14 protein-coding genes and 1 riboswitch are annotated in these 17,068 nt (G+C 62.3%); of the genes, 6 read left to right on the top strand and 8 right to left on the bottom strand.

Translation table 11 applies throughout. The features are described from left to right. Positions 1–73: 73 nt before the first annotated feature. The 4 genes from M2360_RS15760 to M2360_RS15745 form a co-directional block, all read right to left on the bottom strand. Entirely contained in the window at positions 74–2,710 is a 2,637-nt protein-coding gene (locus M2360_RS15760; RefSeq protein ID WP_280776217.1) for a mechanosensitive ion channel domain-containing protein, read from the bottom strand. Positions 2,711–2,802: 92 nt separating this feature from the next. Continuing rightward, positions 2,803–3,816 carry an iron ABC transporter permease gene (locus tag M2360_RS15755; protein ID WP_280776216.1) on the bottom strand — a complete coding sequence of 338 codons (1,014 nt, stop codon included), beginning with the start codon at positions 3,814–3,816 and terminating at the stop codon, positions 2,803–2,805. 235 nt (positions 3,817–4,051) lie between these two features. Then, positions 4,052–5,002 carry an ABC transporter substrate-binding protein gene (locus tag M2360_RS15750; protein ID WP_280776215.1) on the bottom strand — a complete coding sequence of 317 codons (951 nt, stop codon included), beginning with the start codon at positions 5,000–5,002 and terminating at the stop codon, positions 4,052–4,054. Then, a complete protein-coding gene (locus tag M2360_RS15745; RefSeq protein WP_280776214.1) occupies positions 4,999–5,808 on the bottom strand; it encodes an ABC transporter ATP-binding protein in 810 nt (269 codons plus the stop codon). Before M2360_RS15745 ends, M2360_RS15750 begins: the two co-directional genes overlap by 4 nt. A gap of 126 nt (positions 5,809–5,934) precedes the next feature. Continuing rightward, a riboswitch (cobalamin riboswitch) is annotated at positions 5,935–6,149 on the bottom strand. A gap of 155 nt (positions 6,150–6,304) precedes the next feature. Between M2360_RS15745 and M2360_RS15740 the strand changes: the two genes are divergently transcribed. Then, a complete protein-coding gene (locus tag M2360_RS15740; RefSeq protein ID WP_280776213.1) occupies positions 6,305–7,624 on the top strand; it encodes a M10 family metallopeptidase C-terminal domain-containing protein in 1,320 nt (439 codons plus the stop codon). 9 nt (positions 7,625–7,633) lie between these two features. On the opposite strand, the gene M2360_RS15735 is transcribed toward M2360_RS15740, so the two are convergent. Beyond that, positions 7,634–8,047 (bottom strand): type II toxin-antitoxin system MqsA family antitoxin, encoded by a 414-nt coding sequence (locus M2360_RS15735; RefSeq protein WP_280776212.1) that lies wholly within the window; start codon positions 8,045–8,047, stop codon positions 7,634–7,636. Next, on the bottom strand, positions 8,047–8,208 hold the full coding sequence (locus tag M2360_RS15730; protein ID WP_280776378.1) for a type II toxin-antitoxin system MqsR family toxin: 162 nt from the start codon (positions 8,206–8,208) through the stop codon (positions 8,047–8,049). The genes M2360_RS15735 and M2360_RS15730 overlap by 1 nt, the downstream gene beginning before the upstream one ends. Before the next feature lie 191 nt (positions 8,209–8,399). Between M2360_RS15730 and M2360_RS15725 the strand changes: the two genes are divergently transcribed. Beyond that, positions 8,400–8,822, top strand: a complete 423-nt coding sequence (locus M2360_RS15725; protein ID WP_280776211.1) for a cupin domain-containing protein — start codon at positions 8,400–8,402, stop codon at positions 8,820–8,822. On the opposite strand, the gene M2360_RS15720 is transcribed toward M2360_RS15725, so the two are convergent. Then, the gene (locus M2360_RS15720) at positions 8,823–9,023 is read right to left on the bottom strand and encodes a hypothetical protein (protein WP_280776210.1); all 201 of its coding nucleotides are present in this window, start codon (positions 9,021–9,023) and stop codon (positions 8,823–8,825) included. Between the two features lie 74 nt (positions 9,024–9,097). Next, positions 9,098–9,865: a class I SAM-dependent methyltransferase gene (locus M2360_RS15715; RefSeq protein ID WP_348529561.1), complete on the bottom strand. Its 768-nt coding sequence runs from the start codon at positions 9,863–9,865 to the stop codon at positions 9,098–9,100. Positions 9,866–9,948: 83 nt separating this feature from the next. Here M2360_RS15715 and M2360_RS15710 point away from each other — a divergent pair, with 83 nt between their 5' ends. The 4 genes from M2360_RS15710 (at position 9,949) to M2360_RS15695 (ending at position 16,921) form a co-directional block, all read left to right on the top strand. After that, on the top strand, positions 9,949–10,722 hold the full coding sequence (locus M2360_RS15710) for a helix-turn-helix transcriptional regulator (RefSeq protein ID WP_280776209.1): 774 nt from the start codon (positions 9,949–9,951) through the stop codon (positions 10,720–10,722). A gap of 136 nt (positions 10,723–10,858) precedes the next feature. Beyond that, on the top strand, positions 10,859–12,997 hold the full coding sequence (locus M2360_RS15705; RefSeq protein ID WP_280776208.1) for a TonB-dependent siderophore receptor: 2,139 nt from the start codon (positions 10,859–10,861) through the stop codon (positions 12,995–12,997). Between the two features lie 363 nt (positions 12,998–13,360). Continuing rightward, positions 13,361–14,113 carry a calcium-binding protein gene (locus tag M2360_RS15700; RefSeq protein ID WP_280776207.1) on the top strand — a complete coding sequence of 251 codons (753 nt, stop codon included), beginning with the start codon at positions 13,361–13,363 and terminating at the stop codon, positions 14,111–14,113. A 246-nt stretch (positions 14,114–14,359) separates the two neighbouring features. Next, complete coding sequence (locus M2360_RS15695) at positions 14,360–16,921, top strand: FAD-dependent oxidoreductase (protein WP_280776206.1); 2,562 nt, start codon at positions 14,360–14,362, stop codon at positions 16,919–16,921. Positions 16,922–17,068 lie beyond the last annotated feature (147 nt).

Raw genomic sequence — 17,068 nt, 5'->3', positions numbered from 1 at the left:
CCGGTTTCGGGCGACATGCTGTGTCATCGACATTTGCTGTCAATGCGTCCCGCAAGACATCGCTCACCAATCCTCAACGCCCGTCGTCGTCGCCGTCGCCGGCATCCTCATCGTCGTCGCGATGATTTTGGTGAGTGTGGCGGGCGCCGGCGACCCGGTCGATGTCGCGGGCGGCGTCTTCGGCGCGTTTGCGTTTGTCGTCGCGGGCGCGGGCCAGCGCATTGGCCTCGTCATCGGTCATGCCTTCGCCGCGCAGCGCCTGGGCCATCACCGCGTCGGTCACGCCCTGGCCCTGACGCACGGTCAGAACGCGCTGCGGATAGGGGATCTCGATGCCTTCCTCCGCGAAGCGTTCGAGGATCTCGATGCGGATGGCGTTGCGCACGCCCATGCCGGTGAACAGGTCGGCCAGATAGAAGCGCAGCTCGAAATTTAGCGCGGAATCGCCAAAACTCACGAATTCCACATGCGGTTCCGGCATGGTCAGCACCAGCGGCTGGTTGCTGGCGATCTCCAGCAGAATATCCATCACCTTGCGGGGATCCGAGCCATAGGCGACGCCGACCGGGATTTCCGAACGGGCCAATTTGTTGCGCAGCGTCCAGTTGCCGACGGCGGCGTTGATGAGCTGCGAATTCGGCACGATGACCGACTGGTTGCGAAAGGTCTCGATCTCGGTGGCGCGCACGGAAATGCGGCGCACGAAGCCTTCGACATTGCCGTTGACGATCCAGTCGCCCACCCGGAACGGCCGTTCGGCAAGCAGGATCAGGCCGGAGACGAAATTCTGCACGATGGTCTGCAGGCCAAAGCCGATGCCGAGGGACAGGGCCGAGGCGATCAGCGCCAGGCTGGAGAGATCGATGCCGGCGGCTGAAATGCCGATGACGGCGGCGATCACCACGCCGGCGTAACCGAGCGCGGTGTTGACCGAATTGCGCGCGCCGACATCGATCTGCGAGCGGGCCAGCACATTGCCGTCCAGCCAGCGCTGGAACCAGCGCGCGCCGAACAGGCCGGCGAAGAACACCAGGATGCCGGCGCAGATGCCGAGCAGCGAAATGCTGATATTGCCGATATGGATTTCGGTGAACAGATCCACGAACATGCCGAGAATATCGGCGGCGCGGAAGCCCCATTGCGACAGGATCAGGGGCACGCCGATCAGCACCACCAGCCCATAGCCGGCGAGCCCGACGACGAGGCCGATCTGATCGATGCGGATCTCGTCGAGATTGTGCCGGCGGGCGATGGCCGCGCCCATATTGGTCTTGGCGAAGGAGCCGCTTTCGGAAATGGCGTGGGCGGCGGAAAAGCCGATATACATGGTCACCACGATGGTGGAGGTGACGATCACCTGGCTGGAGACGAATTGCGCCAGGCCGATATAGCCGGATAGAGCTGACAGCATCAGTCCGGCGCCGGTGAGCAGCAGCAAGAGCCGCACATAGATCGGCCAGGCCTGGCTCGGGCCGCCCTCTTCCCTGGGCAGGCGCGGCTTGATGAACGAGGCGACGATCAGCGTGCCGCCGATCAGCAGCGCCGAGGCAATGCCCTTGACGATGCTGAGCGACACCGGCGCGCTGAATTGCGTGAAGGTCTGGGTCAGCACCGAGGAGATCGCGTTGAAGACGGCGAGCAGCATGCCGATCGTCACCAGCCAATTGGCGCCGCGATCGGTCATGTCGACCAGCCGCCATTGCGGCTTGAGCGGCGAGAAGATGGCGCGCGACAGTTTCCAGATGAAATAGACGCCGACGCTGGCCCAGAGCGCCGAGGCGAAGATGGCGTAGAGATCCTCGCGCAGGACCTTGAGATTATAGAGGATGATCAGGCAGGTCAGCACAAAGGCGGCGGTGGCGGCCGCCGGCACGATCAGCGACAGAAAGCCCGCCGACACCCGGCGGAAATAGGGCGGGTCGAGCACCGTCGGATCACGATGCGCCAGCGGCGCAAGCCTACGTTTCAGGGGCAGCCTGAACAGGACAGCGGCCAGCAACGCTCCGAATATGGCGGCGAGAAAGCCGCCGCGTTTGAAATTCCACATGAATTCAAGAGAATTCGTCGTCGCCGACAGCACTTGTCCTGATAGCGTGATGGCGGCCGTCGAGGCTTCCGAGAGCAGATCGCTGGAAATCGGCATGCGGCGGAACAGCGTGTCGGTGAACAGCGTGCGGCGGCGTTCGGTGATGTCGGCGCTGACGCGGGCGACTTCGGTCTTGAGCGCGTCGACATCCGTCAACAGCGAATTCATCGAGGCCTTCTCGTCCTGCAGGCGCTTGCGGTCGTCGCTGACTTCCTTGTCCTCGGTCTTGCCGTCAGCGGGGGCGGGGCCGAGTTCCTCCAGCCGTTTGGTCACGACCTGATAGCGGGCTTCGAGATCGGCGGTCGAGCCGGCGATGTCTTCGGCGAGCACGTCGGCATCGAGTTTCAGCAGCGACAGGGTGGAATCGTCATCACTCGCCTTGGCGGCATGGCCGCGCAGCGCCTCGAGATCGCTGGCGGCCTTGGTGACATTCGCTCGCACTTCCTGCTGAAGCGCGTCAACGGCGGTCTTCACCACGTCTCGCTGGTTGGCAACTTCTGCGGGCGGGCTATTCGGCTGGGTTTGAACCGCTTGCCCGGCGGGCGCCGTCTGGGCGGCGGCGAAACTGGCGGAGCCCATCAGCGCGGCGGCAAGCAACAAGGGCAGGAGGGACAGTCTTTTCATGGCGGTCTCGTCGCATGGTTCCGGAATCGCGCATCTCCGCGCGCTTGGTTTCCCCTTCCTTAACGGAAAAGCCGGATGCGGCAAGCGGCGGATCAGCTTCGGCGCATGATCCAGAGAAAAGCCAGCCCGCCCACCAACCCGGTGACCACGCCGATCGGCATGTCCTCGGGCGCCATAATGGTGCGGGCGGCGAGATCGGCCCAGATCAGCGCCACACCGCCGCTAAAGGCCGAAAGCGGCAAAACGCGGGCATTGTCTGGCCCGGCCAGCGCGCGGACGAAATGCGGCGCCATCAGGCCGACAAAGCCGATCGCGCCTGAGAAGGCCACCATCACGCCTGTCAGCAGCGCTGAAATTGTAAACAGCGCCATGCGGAAAGGCTGCACGGACACGCCCAGGGTCGCGGCCGTCTCGTCGCCCATGGCGATGGCGTTCAGCGCCCGGGCATTCGGTTGCAGGAAGGCGAGGGCGATCATCAACGTGATTGCGGGATAGAGAAGATGCGGCCATTCGGCCAGCCCGAGACCGCCAAGCATCCAGAAGGTCACCGATTGCGCCGCGCGGGGATCGCCGAGGAAAACCAGGAGGTTGGCGAGCGCAGTGAAGACGAAGGATACGGCGACGCCCGCCAGCACCAGCCGATCGGCGCCATTGGCGTGTCCCACCCGGGCGGCGAGCGGCACCGCGATCATGGCGACCAGCGCGCCGGCAAAGGCGAAAATCGGCACGGTCAGCCCGCCCAGCACCATGCCGACATGAATGAGCGCGATCACGGCCCCCACCGCTGCGCCCGAGGACACGCCGAGCAGATGTGGATCGGCGAGCGGATTGCGGGTCAGCGGCTGCAGCACCGCGCCCGTCAGCCCCAAGCCAGCGCCGACCAGCCCGCCGAGAATGACGCGCGGCAACCGGACATCCCAGACGATGCTTTCCCGTCCCGCCGACCAGTCGACCGCAATCATATCGGGCGCAATCTTGTTGGCCACGATCTTCCAGACGGTCACCGCCGGAATGGAGGCCGCGCCGAGCGACACGGCGGTGATCACGGTGAAACAGAGGAAGCCGAGGAGGAGCGCGATGATCAGGAGTAGGCGGAGAGGGGGCATGGAGGTATTGGACCGAGGGTGAGAGGTTTCTCGATGTGTTGGGGGAGGCGACTGGTTTTTGTTGATGCTGTGCTTCGCCCCTCATCCCCCTGCCGGGACCTTCTCCCCGCGCATGCGGGAAGAAGGAGGATGTGGCAATGCCGGCGCTCCATCGCCCTTCGCCCCGCATGCGCGGGGAGAAGGTGGCGGTAGCCGGATGAGGGGCCGGGCACGCCGCCAATCATGTCCACCATGATCACATATTGCTCGGATGAAACGCCTTGGCCAGCCGGGCGATCGCTCCGATGTTGCGCGGACCCGGCGTCGCCTCGACATATTCAAGCACGACGAAACGATCATTCTTGACCGCGTCGACAGTCTTGAAGGCGGGATTGTTCTTCATGAAGGCGATCTTCTGTTCGGCGGTGACTTCGCCGTAATTGACGATCACCACGACCTCCGGATTACGCTCGATCACCGGCTCCCAGGACACTTCCGTCCAGCTCTTTGCGACATCGTCCATGATGTTCTTGCCGCCGGCGGCTTCGATCATCGCGGTGGGGATGCCGTATTCGCCGGAGGTGAACGGCTTTTCCTCGCCGGAGTCATAGACGAAGACGCGGGTCGGGCGTTCGATCGGGCCGACGCCCTTGACGATCTCGGCCAATTCCTTGCGATAGCCGGCCACCAGAGCCTCGGCGCGGTCCTCGACGCGGAAGATCTTGCCGAGATTGAGAAGGTCCACGAACATGTCGTCCATGGTCGGCTTGGCCTTGTTCATGATGTGAACGCAGCTTTCGGTCAGCTCATAGACCTTGATGCCGAGCGGCTGAAGCGTTTCCGGCGTCACGTCGCCGCCGACCTTCATGCCGTAGTTCCAGCCGGCGAAATAGAAGTCGGCGTCGGCGCCGAGCAGCACTTCCTTGGTGGGATATTTCGGCGATAGCTCCGGCAACTGCTTGATGCCCTCGCGCAATTTCTCGTCGAGCGTCTTCCAGCCTGAGACGCCGGTATAGCCGACCATGCGGTCCTGCAGCTTGAGCGCCAGCATCATTTCGGTGAGGTTGACGTCGTTGGAGATGGCGCGGCTGGGGGCTGCATCGAAAGTGACGTCGCGATTGCAGCTTTTCACGGTGACCGGGGCGGCGAAGGCGGCGGCTGACAGCAGAGAAAGGGCGGCGCCGGCGAGAAGAGAGAGGTTTTTCACAGGAAAGCTCCGGAATAAGACGAACGGGAAAAAGCGAAGCGCGCGGCGCCCTCGGCGCCGATGCGGAATTTTTCGGCCTCGACGCCGAAGGCGCCGGCGATGGCCGTCTCTGTCAGCACGGTCTCGGGCGGCCCGAAAGCCGTCAGCCTCCCGCCGTTAAGAATGGCGGCGCGCGAGGCGAAGCCCGCGGCGAGATTGATGTCGTGCAGCGTGGCGATCACGGTCACGCCCAAACCTTCCAGCAGATGCAGGATGTCGAGCTGGTGGCGGATGTCGAGATGGTTCGAGGGCTCGTCGAGGATCAAGAGCCTCGGCTCCTGGGCGAGCGCCCGGGCCACCAGCACACGCTGTTTTTCGCCGCCCGACAGGGTGGAAAACTGCCGCTCAGCGAGACTTTCGAGCCCGAGATGCTCCAAAGCGTGATGCACCTTGGCGCGATCTTCCTCCGACCAGCGGCTCAATCCCCGTCGCCAGGGGATGCGGCCCATCATGACGATGTCGCGCACGCTGAAGGGGAAGGCCGCCGGGCTCTCCTGCAGCACCACCGCCACCTTGCGGGCGAATTCGCGCTGCGGGATCGACCAGATATCCTCGCCGCCGAGCAGCACCGAGCCTTCGCTCGGGCGGGCGCCGCGAAACAGGCAGCGCAGCAGTGTTGTCTTGCCCGCGCCATTGGGGCCGACGATCGCCAGACGTTCTCCCGCCGCAATGCGCAGGGAGATATCGGCGATGAGTTTGGGGCCGCGCGGCGGCGAGAAGCTGACGCCGCAGGCTTCGAGATCCAATCCTTCGACCGCGCAATTCATGAGGCGGCCTCGACTTGGAGGGTAGATTTGTAAGTGAAGTCGCGGCGTGAAGCCGCCATAACTATAGCGTCTTGACCGGCCTTGCGCCGGTCGTCCTTCGATAATCGCATCGGAACACCCCGTCCGTGGTTACTGTCTGCGAATGGCAGGTCTCCTGGCTTGCGGGTCTTCGCCGGTCTGCGCCTTCCCAGCTTGCGCCAGTGGCTCGTTGCAGACAGGCTCGCCGCATACAGTTGCGGGGGCAGCCACGGCTTCGGCCCCTCTGGGGTCGTCCTCACCGTGTTCCCTATTAAGCCGTCGCCCATTTTCGCGGCGACAGCGCCATTCCTCTTTGTCATGCCATCAACTCTCGTGTCGCGCAAGCCGGATCGCGACGTCCGGTTTCGCTCATGAGGTATGTAATGGTATAACATTAATTTCCTGTCAATCCGTTCACCATGACTTTCGACCTGGTGTTTACCGGCTTGGATTTAGGATGGTCGGGAAGGAGCCTCGTATGTTGAACTGGAACACCATCGCCAATCACGACGACTACGCAGCCGAGCGCTCGGCGTTGCTGACGCTTTTGGAGGGCGTGGAGTACAATCCTTACCTGGATACACAACAGGTGCCGACGATCGGCATTGGCTTCAGCCTGCGCGCCAATCTCGACACGGTGCTGCTGGCGATGGTGGGGGAGGATCACTATAGCAGCAAGCTTCTGTCGAAGCTTGAAGTGGTGGTGGACAAGACCTATTCCAGTTCCTCCAGCGCCACGCTGATCTCGGCGCTCGACAAGGTGATGGCGGCCTGGAACAAAACCGTCGACAGTGATGTTCCCAAAAGCTTCGCCTTTACCAGCGACTCCCAGATCGCTGACGCCCTCGACCTGATTTCCCCCACCTATGACGGTTACGTCGACAACTGGCTATCGGGCATTCCGGACTCCGATGAGCGCATGGCTCTGTTCTCGCTCGCCTATAACAATCCGAGCCTGCTGGGCTCCGGGCTGAAGGCGGCAATCGAGGAGGGGGATAGGGCCGAAGCCTGGTTCCAGATCCGCTACTATTCCAATGGCGGCGCGAGCGCCGGGCAGGGCATCGCCAACCGGCGCTATGTCGAGGCCGACCTTTTCGGACTCTATGACACGGATGGCAAGGCGACCTTCTCCGAGGCTGTGCAAACCGGCCAGATGCTGGCGGAATGGCATGAGAAGATCCTGAGTTACGAGGCGGATTACGATCCGGACGAGGCGGCGAAGATCAAGGGCGTGGAGACAATCGGTGACATCACCGCAGAACTCGCCCCGGCCATCCGCGCCGCGCTCAAGAATTTCGGCCTGTCGACCAAGACGGAGGTCGAGGAACTGCTCGCTGCCGACAAGGGCATGACGACGCTTTATGGCGACGGAACAAGCGCCGACAGCGCAGCCTATGACGCCGATATGCTGATCGGCCGCGCGAGCGCCGACACGCTTTTGGGCGGGACGGGAGACGACATTCTCGTCGGCCGCGCCGGGCGCGACATCATGACGGGCGGGGCGGGCGCGGATCTCTTCGTCTTTTCGACTTTGAAAGACAGCACGAGCAAAGCGTCGGATCTCATCGAAGACTTCAGCAAGGGCGAAGACCAGATCGCGCTGACCAAGGCGCTTGATGGCGATTACGATCTTTTGGCCCGTGGCGTCGGCTTTTCCGGCGAGGGCGCCGAAATCGGCTGGCGCTGGAGCGGCGGCGACACTGTGGTGACGGTCGACCGGGATGGCGACGGCAAGGCCGATCTCACCTTCAAGCTGGATGGCAAGATCCGGCTCGAAGAGACGGATTTTTTGGTTTGAAGTCAGTCGTCAGGAACGAGCTTCCAGCTCCGCCAGCAAATCCGGATCGCGGTCCAACAATTTCATCAGTTTGAGCGCCGGACCACTCGGCGAGATCAATCCGCGCTCATATTTGTCGAATGCGTTTTCGCCGACGCCGAAAATCTGCCCGGCTTTCCGTTGAGACAGTTTCAGCTTTTGCCGGAGCCCGCGGATCTGGTCGGGAGAGAAATGGCCATCGGCTTCCCTGCGCAGCTTCTCCAGAGCCTGGTCGACCACCGCCATGTCGTCGCCGACATGCACACCATCATCGTCACCTTCAGGATAGTAGCCGGGCAGCGGCACTGTCATCTCACGATCGCGATATCTGACAATGAAGGGTCTGACATCGCGGCGCAGTGTCTCTCCAGTTTCCGGAGAAGCCATCGTTTCTGGCCTTGGCATCAATCTTTCTCCTTGAATGATACGATCTTAAACTCGGTGACGATATCGGCCTGAAACTTTATGTACAGAAGCCATTCCCCATAGGGAACATGATAGACATCCTGCCAAAGCCGATGATCTCTGTAGGTCGTCATCGATTTGTAGGACATTGCCGAGGACATCGAGGCGATCACATCCACAATGTCCGACGCCCGAAGCCGAGCGCAACGGCGCTTTTGAGCGCTGTCGTGGTCATGACGACGTTTTCCGCGCGGCCAATCGACATCTTGAATGCGACGAGATTATAAGTTGGCCGTCTCTTTTCCACGCCACAAGTTTGCCACCATAATGGTGGCTCGTCAACGGAGAGCCCATGACCACCGCCCGCGACATCATCCACGTTTTGAAGCTTGAGCCGCATCCCGAAGGCGGCTGGTATGTGCAGACTTTCAAGGATGACGAGACGCGGGACGGGCGAGCGTGCTCCACCTGCATCTATTACCTGTTGGAAGCAGGGCAGCGCTCGCATTGGCACAAGGTCGATGCGGTGGAGGTATGGCACTATTACGCCGGCGCGCCGCTGACGCTCCGGCTCTCGGACGACGACAAGACGGTCCGCGCCGTGACGCTCGGCCCTGATGTGTTGAACGGCGAGCATCCCCAGGTCGTGGTGCGCAAGGACGAATGGCAATGCGCCGAAAGCCGGGGCGACTGGACGCTGGTGGGCTGCACCGTCGCGCCCGGCTTCGACTTTGCCGGCTTCACCATGGCCGAGCCGGGCTGGGAGCCCGGCTGATCAGGCGAGATCGGGCTGCGGCGGGCGCGGGATCCGGCTTTCGGGGTCGATCCGCGCCGGGTTTTCCCGTCCTTTGGCGCCATCCTCGATTTCGCGGTCCGACAACTCGCCAAACGGCGCGATGGCGATGGGCTTGCCGGTGAGCGGGTCGATCTGCGGCGCGGCGTCATGCGGAGAGTGGGCAACGGGCTTCGGGTTCATGATCGTCTCCTTTTCATGCGAAACGATGGGCAGGCGGCAGAGTTCCCGCGCCGCCCGCCAACCTCTCCGGCAGATCAGGCCGCCCGCGCCTCCATCAGCGCCATGTCGAGCATGAAGGAGCCGTCGGGCTCGATCTCGAAATAGGCTTTCACGTCAGCCGAGGCGCTGTCCTGCACCGCCCTGATGGCCGCGACCAGCGTCGGCGGCGTCGCCATGCGGGCGATCCAGCTTGAAAACTCCATCTGCATGCGCCAGCGCCTGACGCCGGTGACCTCGAAGCCTGCCTGTTCCAGCATCACGGTCCATTCGGCCAGCGAATAATCGCGCACATGCGAGGTGTCGCGCAGGGTTTCGACCACCTGCAGATGGCTGTCATAGAGCGGATCGGCGGAGGCGACGACATCGACGAACAGGGCGGTCGCGCCCGGTTTCAGCACGCGACGCGCCTCGCGCAGACCGGCCTTGGCGTCGCGCCAGTGATGGGCGGTGAAGCGACAGCCGAGCATGTCGAACGTCGCCGTCTCGAAAGGCAGATTTTCCGCAGGCGTGCGGACGGTGTCGATATTGGCGAGCCCGCGCGCGGCGGCGGTCTCGGCCACAGCTTTCAGCATGTCGGCGGAGAGATCGCAGGCGGTGACTTGGGCCGCATGTTCGGCCAGCCGATAGGCGACATGGCCGCCGCCGCAGCCGAGATCGATGGCGCAAGCAGGGCGGATCGCGGCGGCGACCTCGCCGATATAGCCGAGATCGGCGCCCTGGGCATGCACGCTCGAGGCGACATAGGCCTGGGCGCGGGGGCCGAATTGTCCTTCGACATGGGTCTGGTGGCTCTTTTGCATCATTTGTTCTCCTGTCTTGACGAGGCGACTATGACAGGCATTTATTCTGTTACAAGATGAGGCTTTATCCTGGTATAAGATCTGCCATGACCGGTGACCATCAACGAAAACTGCTGGGCGATTTCGTCCGCGCCCATCGCGAGCGGCTGACGCCCGACCCGCCCTTAGGCCGAAGGCGCACGCCGGGGCTGCGACGGGAGGAGCTGGCGGCGCGCGCCCAACTCTCCGCCACCTGGGTGACCTGGATCGAGCAGGGGCGCGATGCGCAGGCGTCGCCGCAGGCCCTGGCGCGGCTCGCCGAGGCGTTGTTGCTGACGCGGGCCGAACGCGCCTATCTGTTCGAACTCGCCGGACGGCGCGATCCCGATCACGCCCCGGCCGAGCCGAGCGAGCGGGCGCCGGACAGTCTGGCGGCGGCGGTCGAGGCGCTGCCGCATCCCGCCTATGGCCTCGACCGGTTCTGGAACGCCATGGCCTGGAACGCCGCCGCCGCCGATCTCTTGTCCGGCTGGCTCGGGGAGGGGCGCGACCACAATCTGTTGCGCTATATCTTTCTCGATCCCTCGGCGCGGCGCGTCATCCTCGACTGGCCCGACCGCGCCGCCCGCGCGCTGGCCGAATTCCGCGCCGATTTCGGCGCGAGCTTCAACGATCCGCCGATGCTGGCGCTGGTGGAGCAATTGATCGCCGAAAGCGCCGATTTCGGCGCGCTCTGGAAGGCGCAGACCGTGATGGACCGCGAAGGCGGCGACCGGGGATTTCTGCATCCAACGCGCGGATTGCTGCGCTTTCGGCAGTTCACGTTTCGGCCGGCGGACCGGCCGGATTGCAAGCTGGTGATGCTTTCTTGCGAACAGTGAAGCTTCGCCAGCGGGTGAATTAAGAAACTTGAGGAAAAATGTCTACTTAATGTTGACGTGAAAGGTCATGTTCATATTTTGCAATGGCCGTGGATGGGGACACGCCCGGCGCAGTGATTCTTTCAAGGAGTATTGTATGTCTGGGCAAGATTTCAGAGGCCCGCGCGGACGCGGCGGCGTCGCGCGTTCATCCGACCAGTCGAAGGCGCTGATCGTCATCGGGATCGCAGCCTTGTCGGCCATCTCGGCGGCGGATGTTTCGGCTGAAGAAAAGCCGACGGTGCTCGCCCCGATCGTGATCAAGAGCGACAGGGACGGCAAGCAGGAAGACGCTTCGATCGTCGCACAGGACACCGATGTCGGCGCCAAGACCGATACGCCGATCCTCGACGTGCCGGCTGCCGTATCTGTCGTCACCGAAAAGGAACTCGAGGAGCGCGGCGTCAAGAATATGCAGCAGGCGGTGTCCTACACCGCGAGCGTCATCGGCGACGAATATGGTTCGGACGACCGCTACGACTATTTCCAGATCCGCGGCTTCGACCAGACCACGCTGGGCCTTTATCGCGACGGCCTGCCGATGCGCATTACCGGCTGGACCTCGGCGCGACTGGAGCCCTACGGCCTGCAACGTGTCGAGGTGCTGAAGGGTTCGACCTCCACCCTGTTCGGGCTCAATGCGCCGGGCGGCCTGATCAACGCCGTCACCAAGCATCCGCAAGAGGAGAGCCATGCCGAAGTCTATACCCGTCTCGGCGAGGATCACATCGAGACCGGCACGGATTTCGGCGGCGCGCTCGACAAGGACGGGGTCTTAACCTACCGTTTCACCGGTCTCTGGCAGGACGCCGCCAACGGCTATGATTATTCCAACGACAACCGGCTCTATGTCGCGCCCGCGCTGACCATCAGCCCGGACGCTGCAACCTCGCTGACCATCCTCACCGATTACAGCAAGCGCGACGGCACGCCCGGCAACGGCTTTCCAGCCGCCGTCGACATCGATCCCGACACATTTCTCGGCGAGCCGGAATTCAACCGCTTCGATACCAAGCAGTATGATGTCGGCTACGAATTCCGTCACGAATTCGACAATGGCCTGACCTTCCGCCAGAACGCGCGCTACAGCCGCGTCGACGTCGATTACCGCCAGGTCTATGGCGGCGGTTCGGACGCGTCCGTCAATCGCGAGGCATTCTCCGTCGATGGCCGCTCGGATTTCTACACGATCGACAACCAGCTCCAATATGACGCCAGCTTCGGGCCGGTGGACAGCAAGACGCTGGCGGGCTTCGACTACAGCTACAACAAGACAGATGAACTGGCGCTCTACGGATCGGCCACCGGCATCGATCCCTATGATCTGCATTATTGCGGCGCGAGCTGCGTGACGCTGAACCCCTATCTCGACCGGATCGTCCGTCAGAAGGCGGCGGGCGTGTATATGCAGGAGCAGCTGACGTTTTATGACCGCTGGCTGCTGACGCTTGGCGGCCGTTATGACCATGTCGACACGGACACGCTCGACCGCTCCACCAATTCCAGCACCGGTCTCAGCGCCCATGCGTTCACCAAGCGTGTCGGCCTGACCTACAAGGCGACGGATGAGGTGGCGATCTACGCCAACTATTCCGAAAGCTTCGAGCCGGTGACGAGCGTCTATGGCATGACCGGAACGCCGAAACCGCAGGAAGGCAGGCAGTATGAGGTGGGCGTAAAATACAAGCCCGATTTCTTCGACGCCCTGGTCACCGCTTCCGTTTTCGATCTCACCCAGACCAACGCCCCGACCTATGTCAGCACTATCGAGCAGCGCCAGATCGGCAAGGTCGGCGTGCGCGGCGCCGAATTCGAAGCCAAGATGGCGCTCAACGACAAACTCAACATGACCTTGGCCTATGCCTATTGGGACGCCGAAATCAAGGAAGACGGAATCGGCGGCAATATCGGCAACCGTCCTTCGCGCACGCCTGAGCATGTCGCCTCCGCTTGGCTCGCTTACACGGTTCCGGGAGAAGGCGCACGCGGCGACCTGACCGTCGGCGGCGGCGTCCGCTATGTTGGCCAAACCTATGGCGATGACGCCAACACCGTCAGCATCAGCCCGCATACGCTGATCGACGCCACCGCCAACTACAAGGTCACGAAGAATGTCGATTTCAATGTCAGCGTGACGAACCTGCTCGACACCAAATATGTCAGCACCATCTATTACGGCAGCAAATATTACGGCGACCGCCGCACTGCGCTTGCGACGCTGAAATATAGCTGGTGAACCGGCGAGGGGCCGCTTTCGGGCGGCCCCTGGTCCTACGGCCCCTTGGCGCCGTAATTTGGGCCGGCGCGCCCGGCGCGTATAAAAATCCGGGCCAAAGCGGATCATCCCAGCTTTCCCAACCCGACTCAAGAGCCGTCGAGACGCCACGCGGCGCCGACCGGCATGTGCCCTCACATCCCCCGGAACCCTGATCGGTGCACATTTTTGTATCGAACTTTGTTCATACAAGCCGACGTCAGGCCCACGACCACAGCGTCTATGAAGGGTGTGGCGATTGACGAATCGCGTTGGAATTGCTGTCTCTCAGATTGTGGAAAATCTATTTCATCAACCATATAGTGCTAAAATAAGGACTCTTCCATGGCGACTTCAATTGGCCGAGCGACGCGGTTTTACGACCAATCCGTCTACGGCGGCGCCGGCGACGACACGTTGAGCACCGGCGACAGCGCCGCAAGCCGCGTCTACGGTCGGGGCGGCAATGACACGATCACGCTCGGCTCCGGCGGCTTCCTGCGAATGAACCTGGTGGAAGCGGGCGACGGCGCTGACATTGTCTATGGCGGTGCGGCGCGCGACTTCATCTATGGCGGAAAAGGCGGCGACTGGATGGATGGCGGCTCCGAGGGTGATACGCTCGAAGGCGACGCCGGCAATGACACGCTCTATGGCGGCGCGGGGGCCGACAATCTCGACGGTGGCGCAGGCGCCGATAGGCTCGACGGCGGCGCGGGTGCTGATCTGCTATTTGGCGGCGCAGGCGCCGACACCATTGTGATCCACAAGGGTGATGGGGCTGATGGCGGCGCTGGCAATGACGTGTTCACGTTTGCAGGCAGAACTTTTTCGGTGACAATCGCTGACAGCCAAGGGCAGGATACGATCAATCTCGGCAAAGGTGAGAACTTCGAGGCGGGATATGTCGATTTGGTTCGCACAGGCGACGATCTGGTAATTTCCGATTATTGGCATGAAAATACCATCGCCGTGGAAGGTTTTTACGATGGAGGAGCGTTGGAGACACTGATCATTAACAAGCAGTCGTATGACTTGTCTCTGGTGAATGATTGGGAGGATAGCTGGGGAGATTCTGCCGAAGGAATCTGGGCTTGATTTGGCCCAATAAAACCGAACAGCGAAAGACTTGCGGCGGAGGAAACCAACCTCCGCCGCACGCAGAGCAAATGCGATAGTCCTCCCCGCGACACTCATCCCCCATATCCCGACGCGCTCAGGCGCGCCTTGGCGCCAAGAGATTTACCCGCAGTCGTGCAGTTTGGGTAGAATGTCGCATTCAGGCTTTAACGACGTCGCCTGACCCCGTAAAATCAAATCAACAACAATCGGGGTTGCATGCATATGGCTGAGTTTCCGCAAAAGGCAAAAGTCGTCATCATCGGGTTGGGCGGCATCGTGGGGGCGTCGATCGCCCACCATCTCATCGAGCGCGGCTGGGACGATATTGTCGGCATCGACAAGTCCGGCATTCCGACCGATATCGGCTCGACGGCGCATGCGTCGGATTTCTGCTACACCACCAGCCATGACTATCTGTCGGTCTGGACGACGCAGTATTCGATCGATTTCTTCGAGAAGATGGGGCATTACGCCCGGATCGGCGGTCTCGAAGTCGCCCGCACCGGCGATGTGACCTGGATGGAAGAGATCAAGCGCAAGCTATCCTCCGCCAAGGCGTTTGGCACCCGCGCCCATTATGTCAGCCCCGCCGAGATCAAGAAACTCTTCCCGCTGATCGAGGAAGATCAGGTGATGGGCGGCATGTTCGATCCCGACGCCGGCCTCGTGGTGCCGCGCTCGCAGACGGTCGCCGGCAAGCTGATCGACGCAGCCGAAAAGACCGGCAAGCTCACCGCCTTCTCCAACACGCCTGCAAAGTCTCTGATCGTCGAAGGCGGACGCATCAAGGGCGTCGTCACCCATCGCGGCACGATCATGGCCGATCATGTCATCGTCTGCGCCGGCCTCTGGGGCCGCCTGATCGCCGAAATGGTCGGCGAGGACCTGCCGGTGATGCCGGTCGATCATCCGCTGACCTTCTTCGGTCCCTATAACGAGTTCGAAGGCACCGGCAAGGATATCGGCTATCCGCTGCTGCGCGATCAGGGCAATTCCGCCTATATGCGCGACACCGGCGACCCGAAGACCACCGAAGGCGGCCAGATCGAGTGGGGCTATTACGAGACCACCAATCCGCGCATGTGCCATCCGCGCGAACTGCTCGAAAAGCATGAGGCGCGCCTGTCGCCCTCGCAGCGCGATCTGGAAATGGAGCAGATCATCGAGCCGCTCGAGCGCGCCATGGAGCTGACGCCCATCCTCGGCGAACTCGGCTACAATGAAAGCCACTCGTTCAACGGCCTGCTGCAAGTGTCGGCCGCCGGCGGCCCGTCCTGCGGCGAGAGCCAGAAGGTGCGCGGTCTCTGGTATTGCGTCGCCATCTGGGTCAAGGACGGCCCGGGTTACGGCAAGCTGATCGCCGACTGGCTGACCGACGGCCGCACCGAGATCGACCACAATTCCATCGATTACGCCCGTTTCTATCCGCATCAGCTGACGGAAGAGTTCATCGCCAACCGCTGCTTCGAAGCCGCGCAGAAGATCTATTTCCCGGCCGTGCACACGCGCGAACCCTATGCGTCGAGCCGCGGCGCCAAGCGTTCGCCGATGTATGAGCGCGAAGTCGAACTCGGCGGCCACTTCATGGAGCTCGGCGGCTGGGAGCGTGCCCACGGCTACAAGGCCAATGAGCATCTGCTCGAGAAATACGCCGACAAGGTTCCGGTGCGCGCCAACGAATGGGACAACCGCCATTTCTGGCGCGTCTCCAATGCCGAACATCTGGCGATGAGCGAGGATTGCGGCATCGTCAATCTCAGCCATTTCCACATGGTCGACATCGAAGGCCCAGATCATGTCGAGCTGATGGAATGGCTCTGCGCGGCGAAAATCGGCGGCGATGGCAATATCGGCAAGGGCGTCTACACCCACTTCCTCGATGACGAGGGCATGGTGCGGGCCGACTTCACCGTGTTCCGCATGGCCGACCGCTGCCGCCTGGTGAACGGCGCCGACGCCGGCCCGCGCGACTTCCATTACATGAAGCGCGTCGCCGAGGATCGCGGTCTCGACGTCACGATCACCGATGTCAGCGAGAAGTACATCACCATCGGCATCTGGGGCCCCAACGCCCGCGACACGCTGAAGAAGGTGGTCGCCGATCCCGCTGGCCTCGATGTCGAGAACTTCGCGTTTGCCGCCATCAAGCCGATCGAGATCGCCGGCAAGTCGGTCACCGCGTTCCGCATTTCCTATGTCGGCGAGCAGGGCTGGGAACTGCATATGAAGTATGAGGACGGCCTCGCCGTCTGGGACGCGCTGCGCTCCACCGGCGTCATGGCCTTCGGCGTGGAAACCTACGCCAATTCCCGCCGCATGGAAAAGAGCCTGCGCCTGCAGAACGCCGACCTCCTGACCCAGTACAACCTGATCGAAGCCGATCTGGCCCGTCCGAAGGTCAAGGAAGCCGATTTCCGCGGCAAGGCCAAGCATCTGGAATATAAGGCGCGCGAGCACCAGCCCGCCATGCTCTGCACGCTTGTCATGACCGACAATGTCGACGCATCGGGCGTGGCCCGCTACCCGGTCGGCACGCTGCCGGTGATGGACCCGGAGACGGGCGCAGTCCTGATCGACGAACTCGGCCGCCGCTCCTACACCACCTCGATCGCCTTTGGCCCGACCATCGGCAAGAATATCGCGCTGGCTTACCTGCCCTGGGACTACTGCCAGGTCGGCCGCAAGCTGAATGTCGAGTATTTTGCCGAAACCTATCCGGTGGAAGTGGCGGCTGTCGGCTACAAGCCGCTGTATGACCCGGAAAACCTGAAGCCGCGCACGTAAGAGGCGTCAAAGTTTTGGTGAGATTGAGCCCGCCGGTCGAGAGACCGGCGGGTTTTTATGAAGTAAATAAACCTCCACCTACGGTGGAGGACTGGACGAGTTCTACATAGTAGTTGAGAGACCTCTGGCTTGGACCGTTAGATTGTG

The organism is Rhizobium sp. SG_E_25_P2, assembly GCF_029892285.1.
In the GTDB taxonomy this organism is placed as follows: Bacteria; Pseudomonadota; Alphaproteobacteria; order Rhizobiales; family Rhizobiaceae; genus Rhizobium_E.
This window is presented reverse-complemented; position numbering and strand designations above follow the sequence as displayed.

Bases quoted from the DNA above. Each gene is read 5' to 3' on its own strand.
- M2360_RS15745 (WP_280776214.1), bottom strand. From the start codon at position 5,808: ATGAATTGCGCGGTCGAAGGATTGGATCTCGAAGCCTGCGGCGTCAGC.
- M2360_RS15735 (WP_280776212.1), bottom strand. From the start codon at position 8,047: ATGCCAAGGCCAGAAACGATGGCTTCTCCGGAAACTGGAGAGACACTG.
- M2360_RS15755 (WP_280776216.1), bottom strand. From the start codon at position 3,816: ATGCCCCCTCTCCGCCTACTCCTGATCATCGCGCTCCTCCTCGGCTTC.
- M2360_RS15695 (WP_280776206.1), top strand. From the start codon at position 14,360: ATGGCTGAGTTTCCGCAAAAGGCAAAAGTCGTCATCATCGGGTTGGGC.
- M2360_RS15710 (WP_280776209.1), top strand. From the start codon at position 9,949: ATGACCGGTGACCATCAACGAAAACTGCTGGGCGATTTCGTCCGCGCC.
- M2360_RS15740 (WP_280776213.1), top strand. From the start codon at position 6,305: ATGTTGAACTGGAACACCATCGCCAATCACGACGACTACGCAGCCGAG.
- M2360_RS15725 (WP_280776211.1), top strand. From the start codon at position 8,400: ATGACCACCGCCCGCGACATCATCCACGTTTTGAAGCTTGAGCCGCAT.
- M2360_RS15760 (WP_280776217.1), bottom strand. From the start codon at position 2,710: ATGAAAAGACTGTCCCTCCTGCCCTTGTTGCTTGCCGCCGCGCTGATG.
- M2360_RS15715 (WP_348529561.1), bottom strand. From the start codon at position 9,865: ATGATGCAAAAGAGCCACCAGACCCATGTCGAAGGACAATTCGGCCCC.
- M2360_RS15700 (WP_280776207.1), top strand. From the start codon at position 13,361: ATGGCGACTTCAATTGGCCGAGCGACGCGGTTTTACGACCAATCCGTC.
- M2360_RS15730 (WP_280776378.1), bottom strand. From the start codon at position 8,208: ATGTCCTCGGCAATGTCCTACAAATCGATGACGACCTACAGAGATCAT.
- M2360_RS15705 (WP_280776208.1), top strand. From the start codon at position 10,859: ATGTCTGGGCAAGATTTCAGAGGCCCGCGCGGACGCGGCGGCGTCGCG.
- M2360_RS15720 (WP_280776210.1), bottom strand. From the start codon at position 9,023: ATGAACCCGAAGCCCGTTGCCCACTCTCCGCATGACGCCGCGCCGCAG.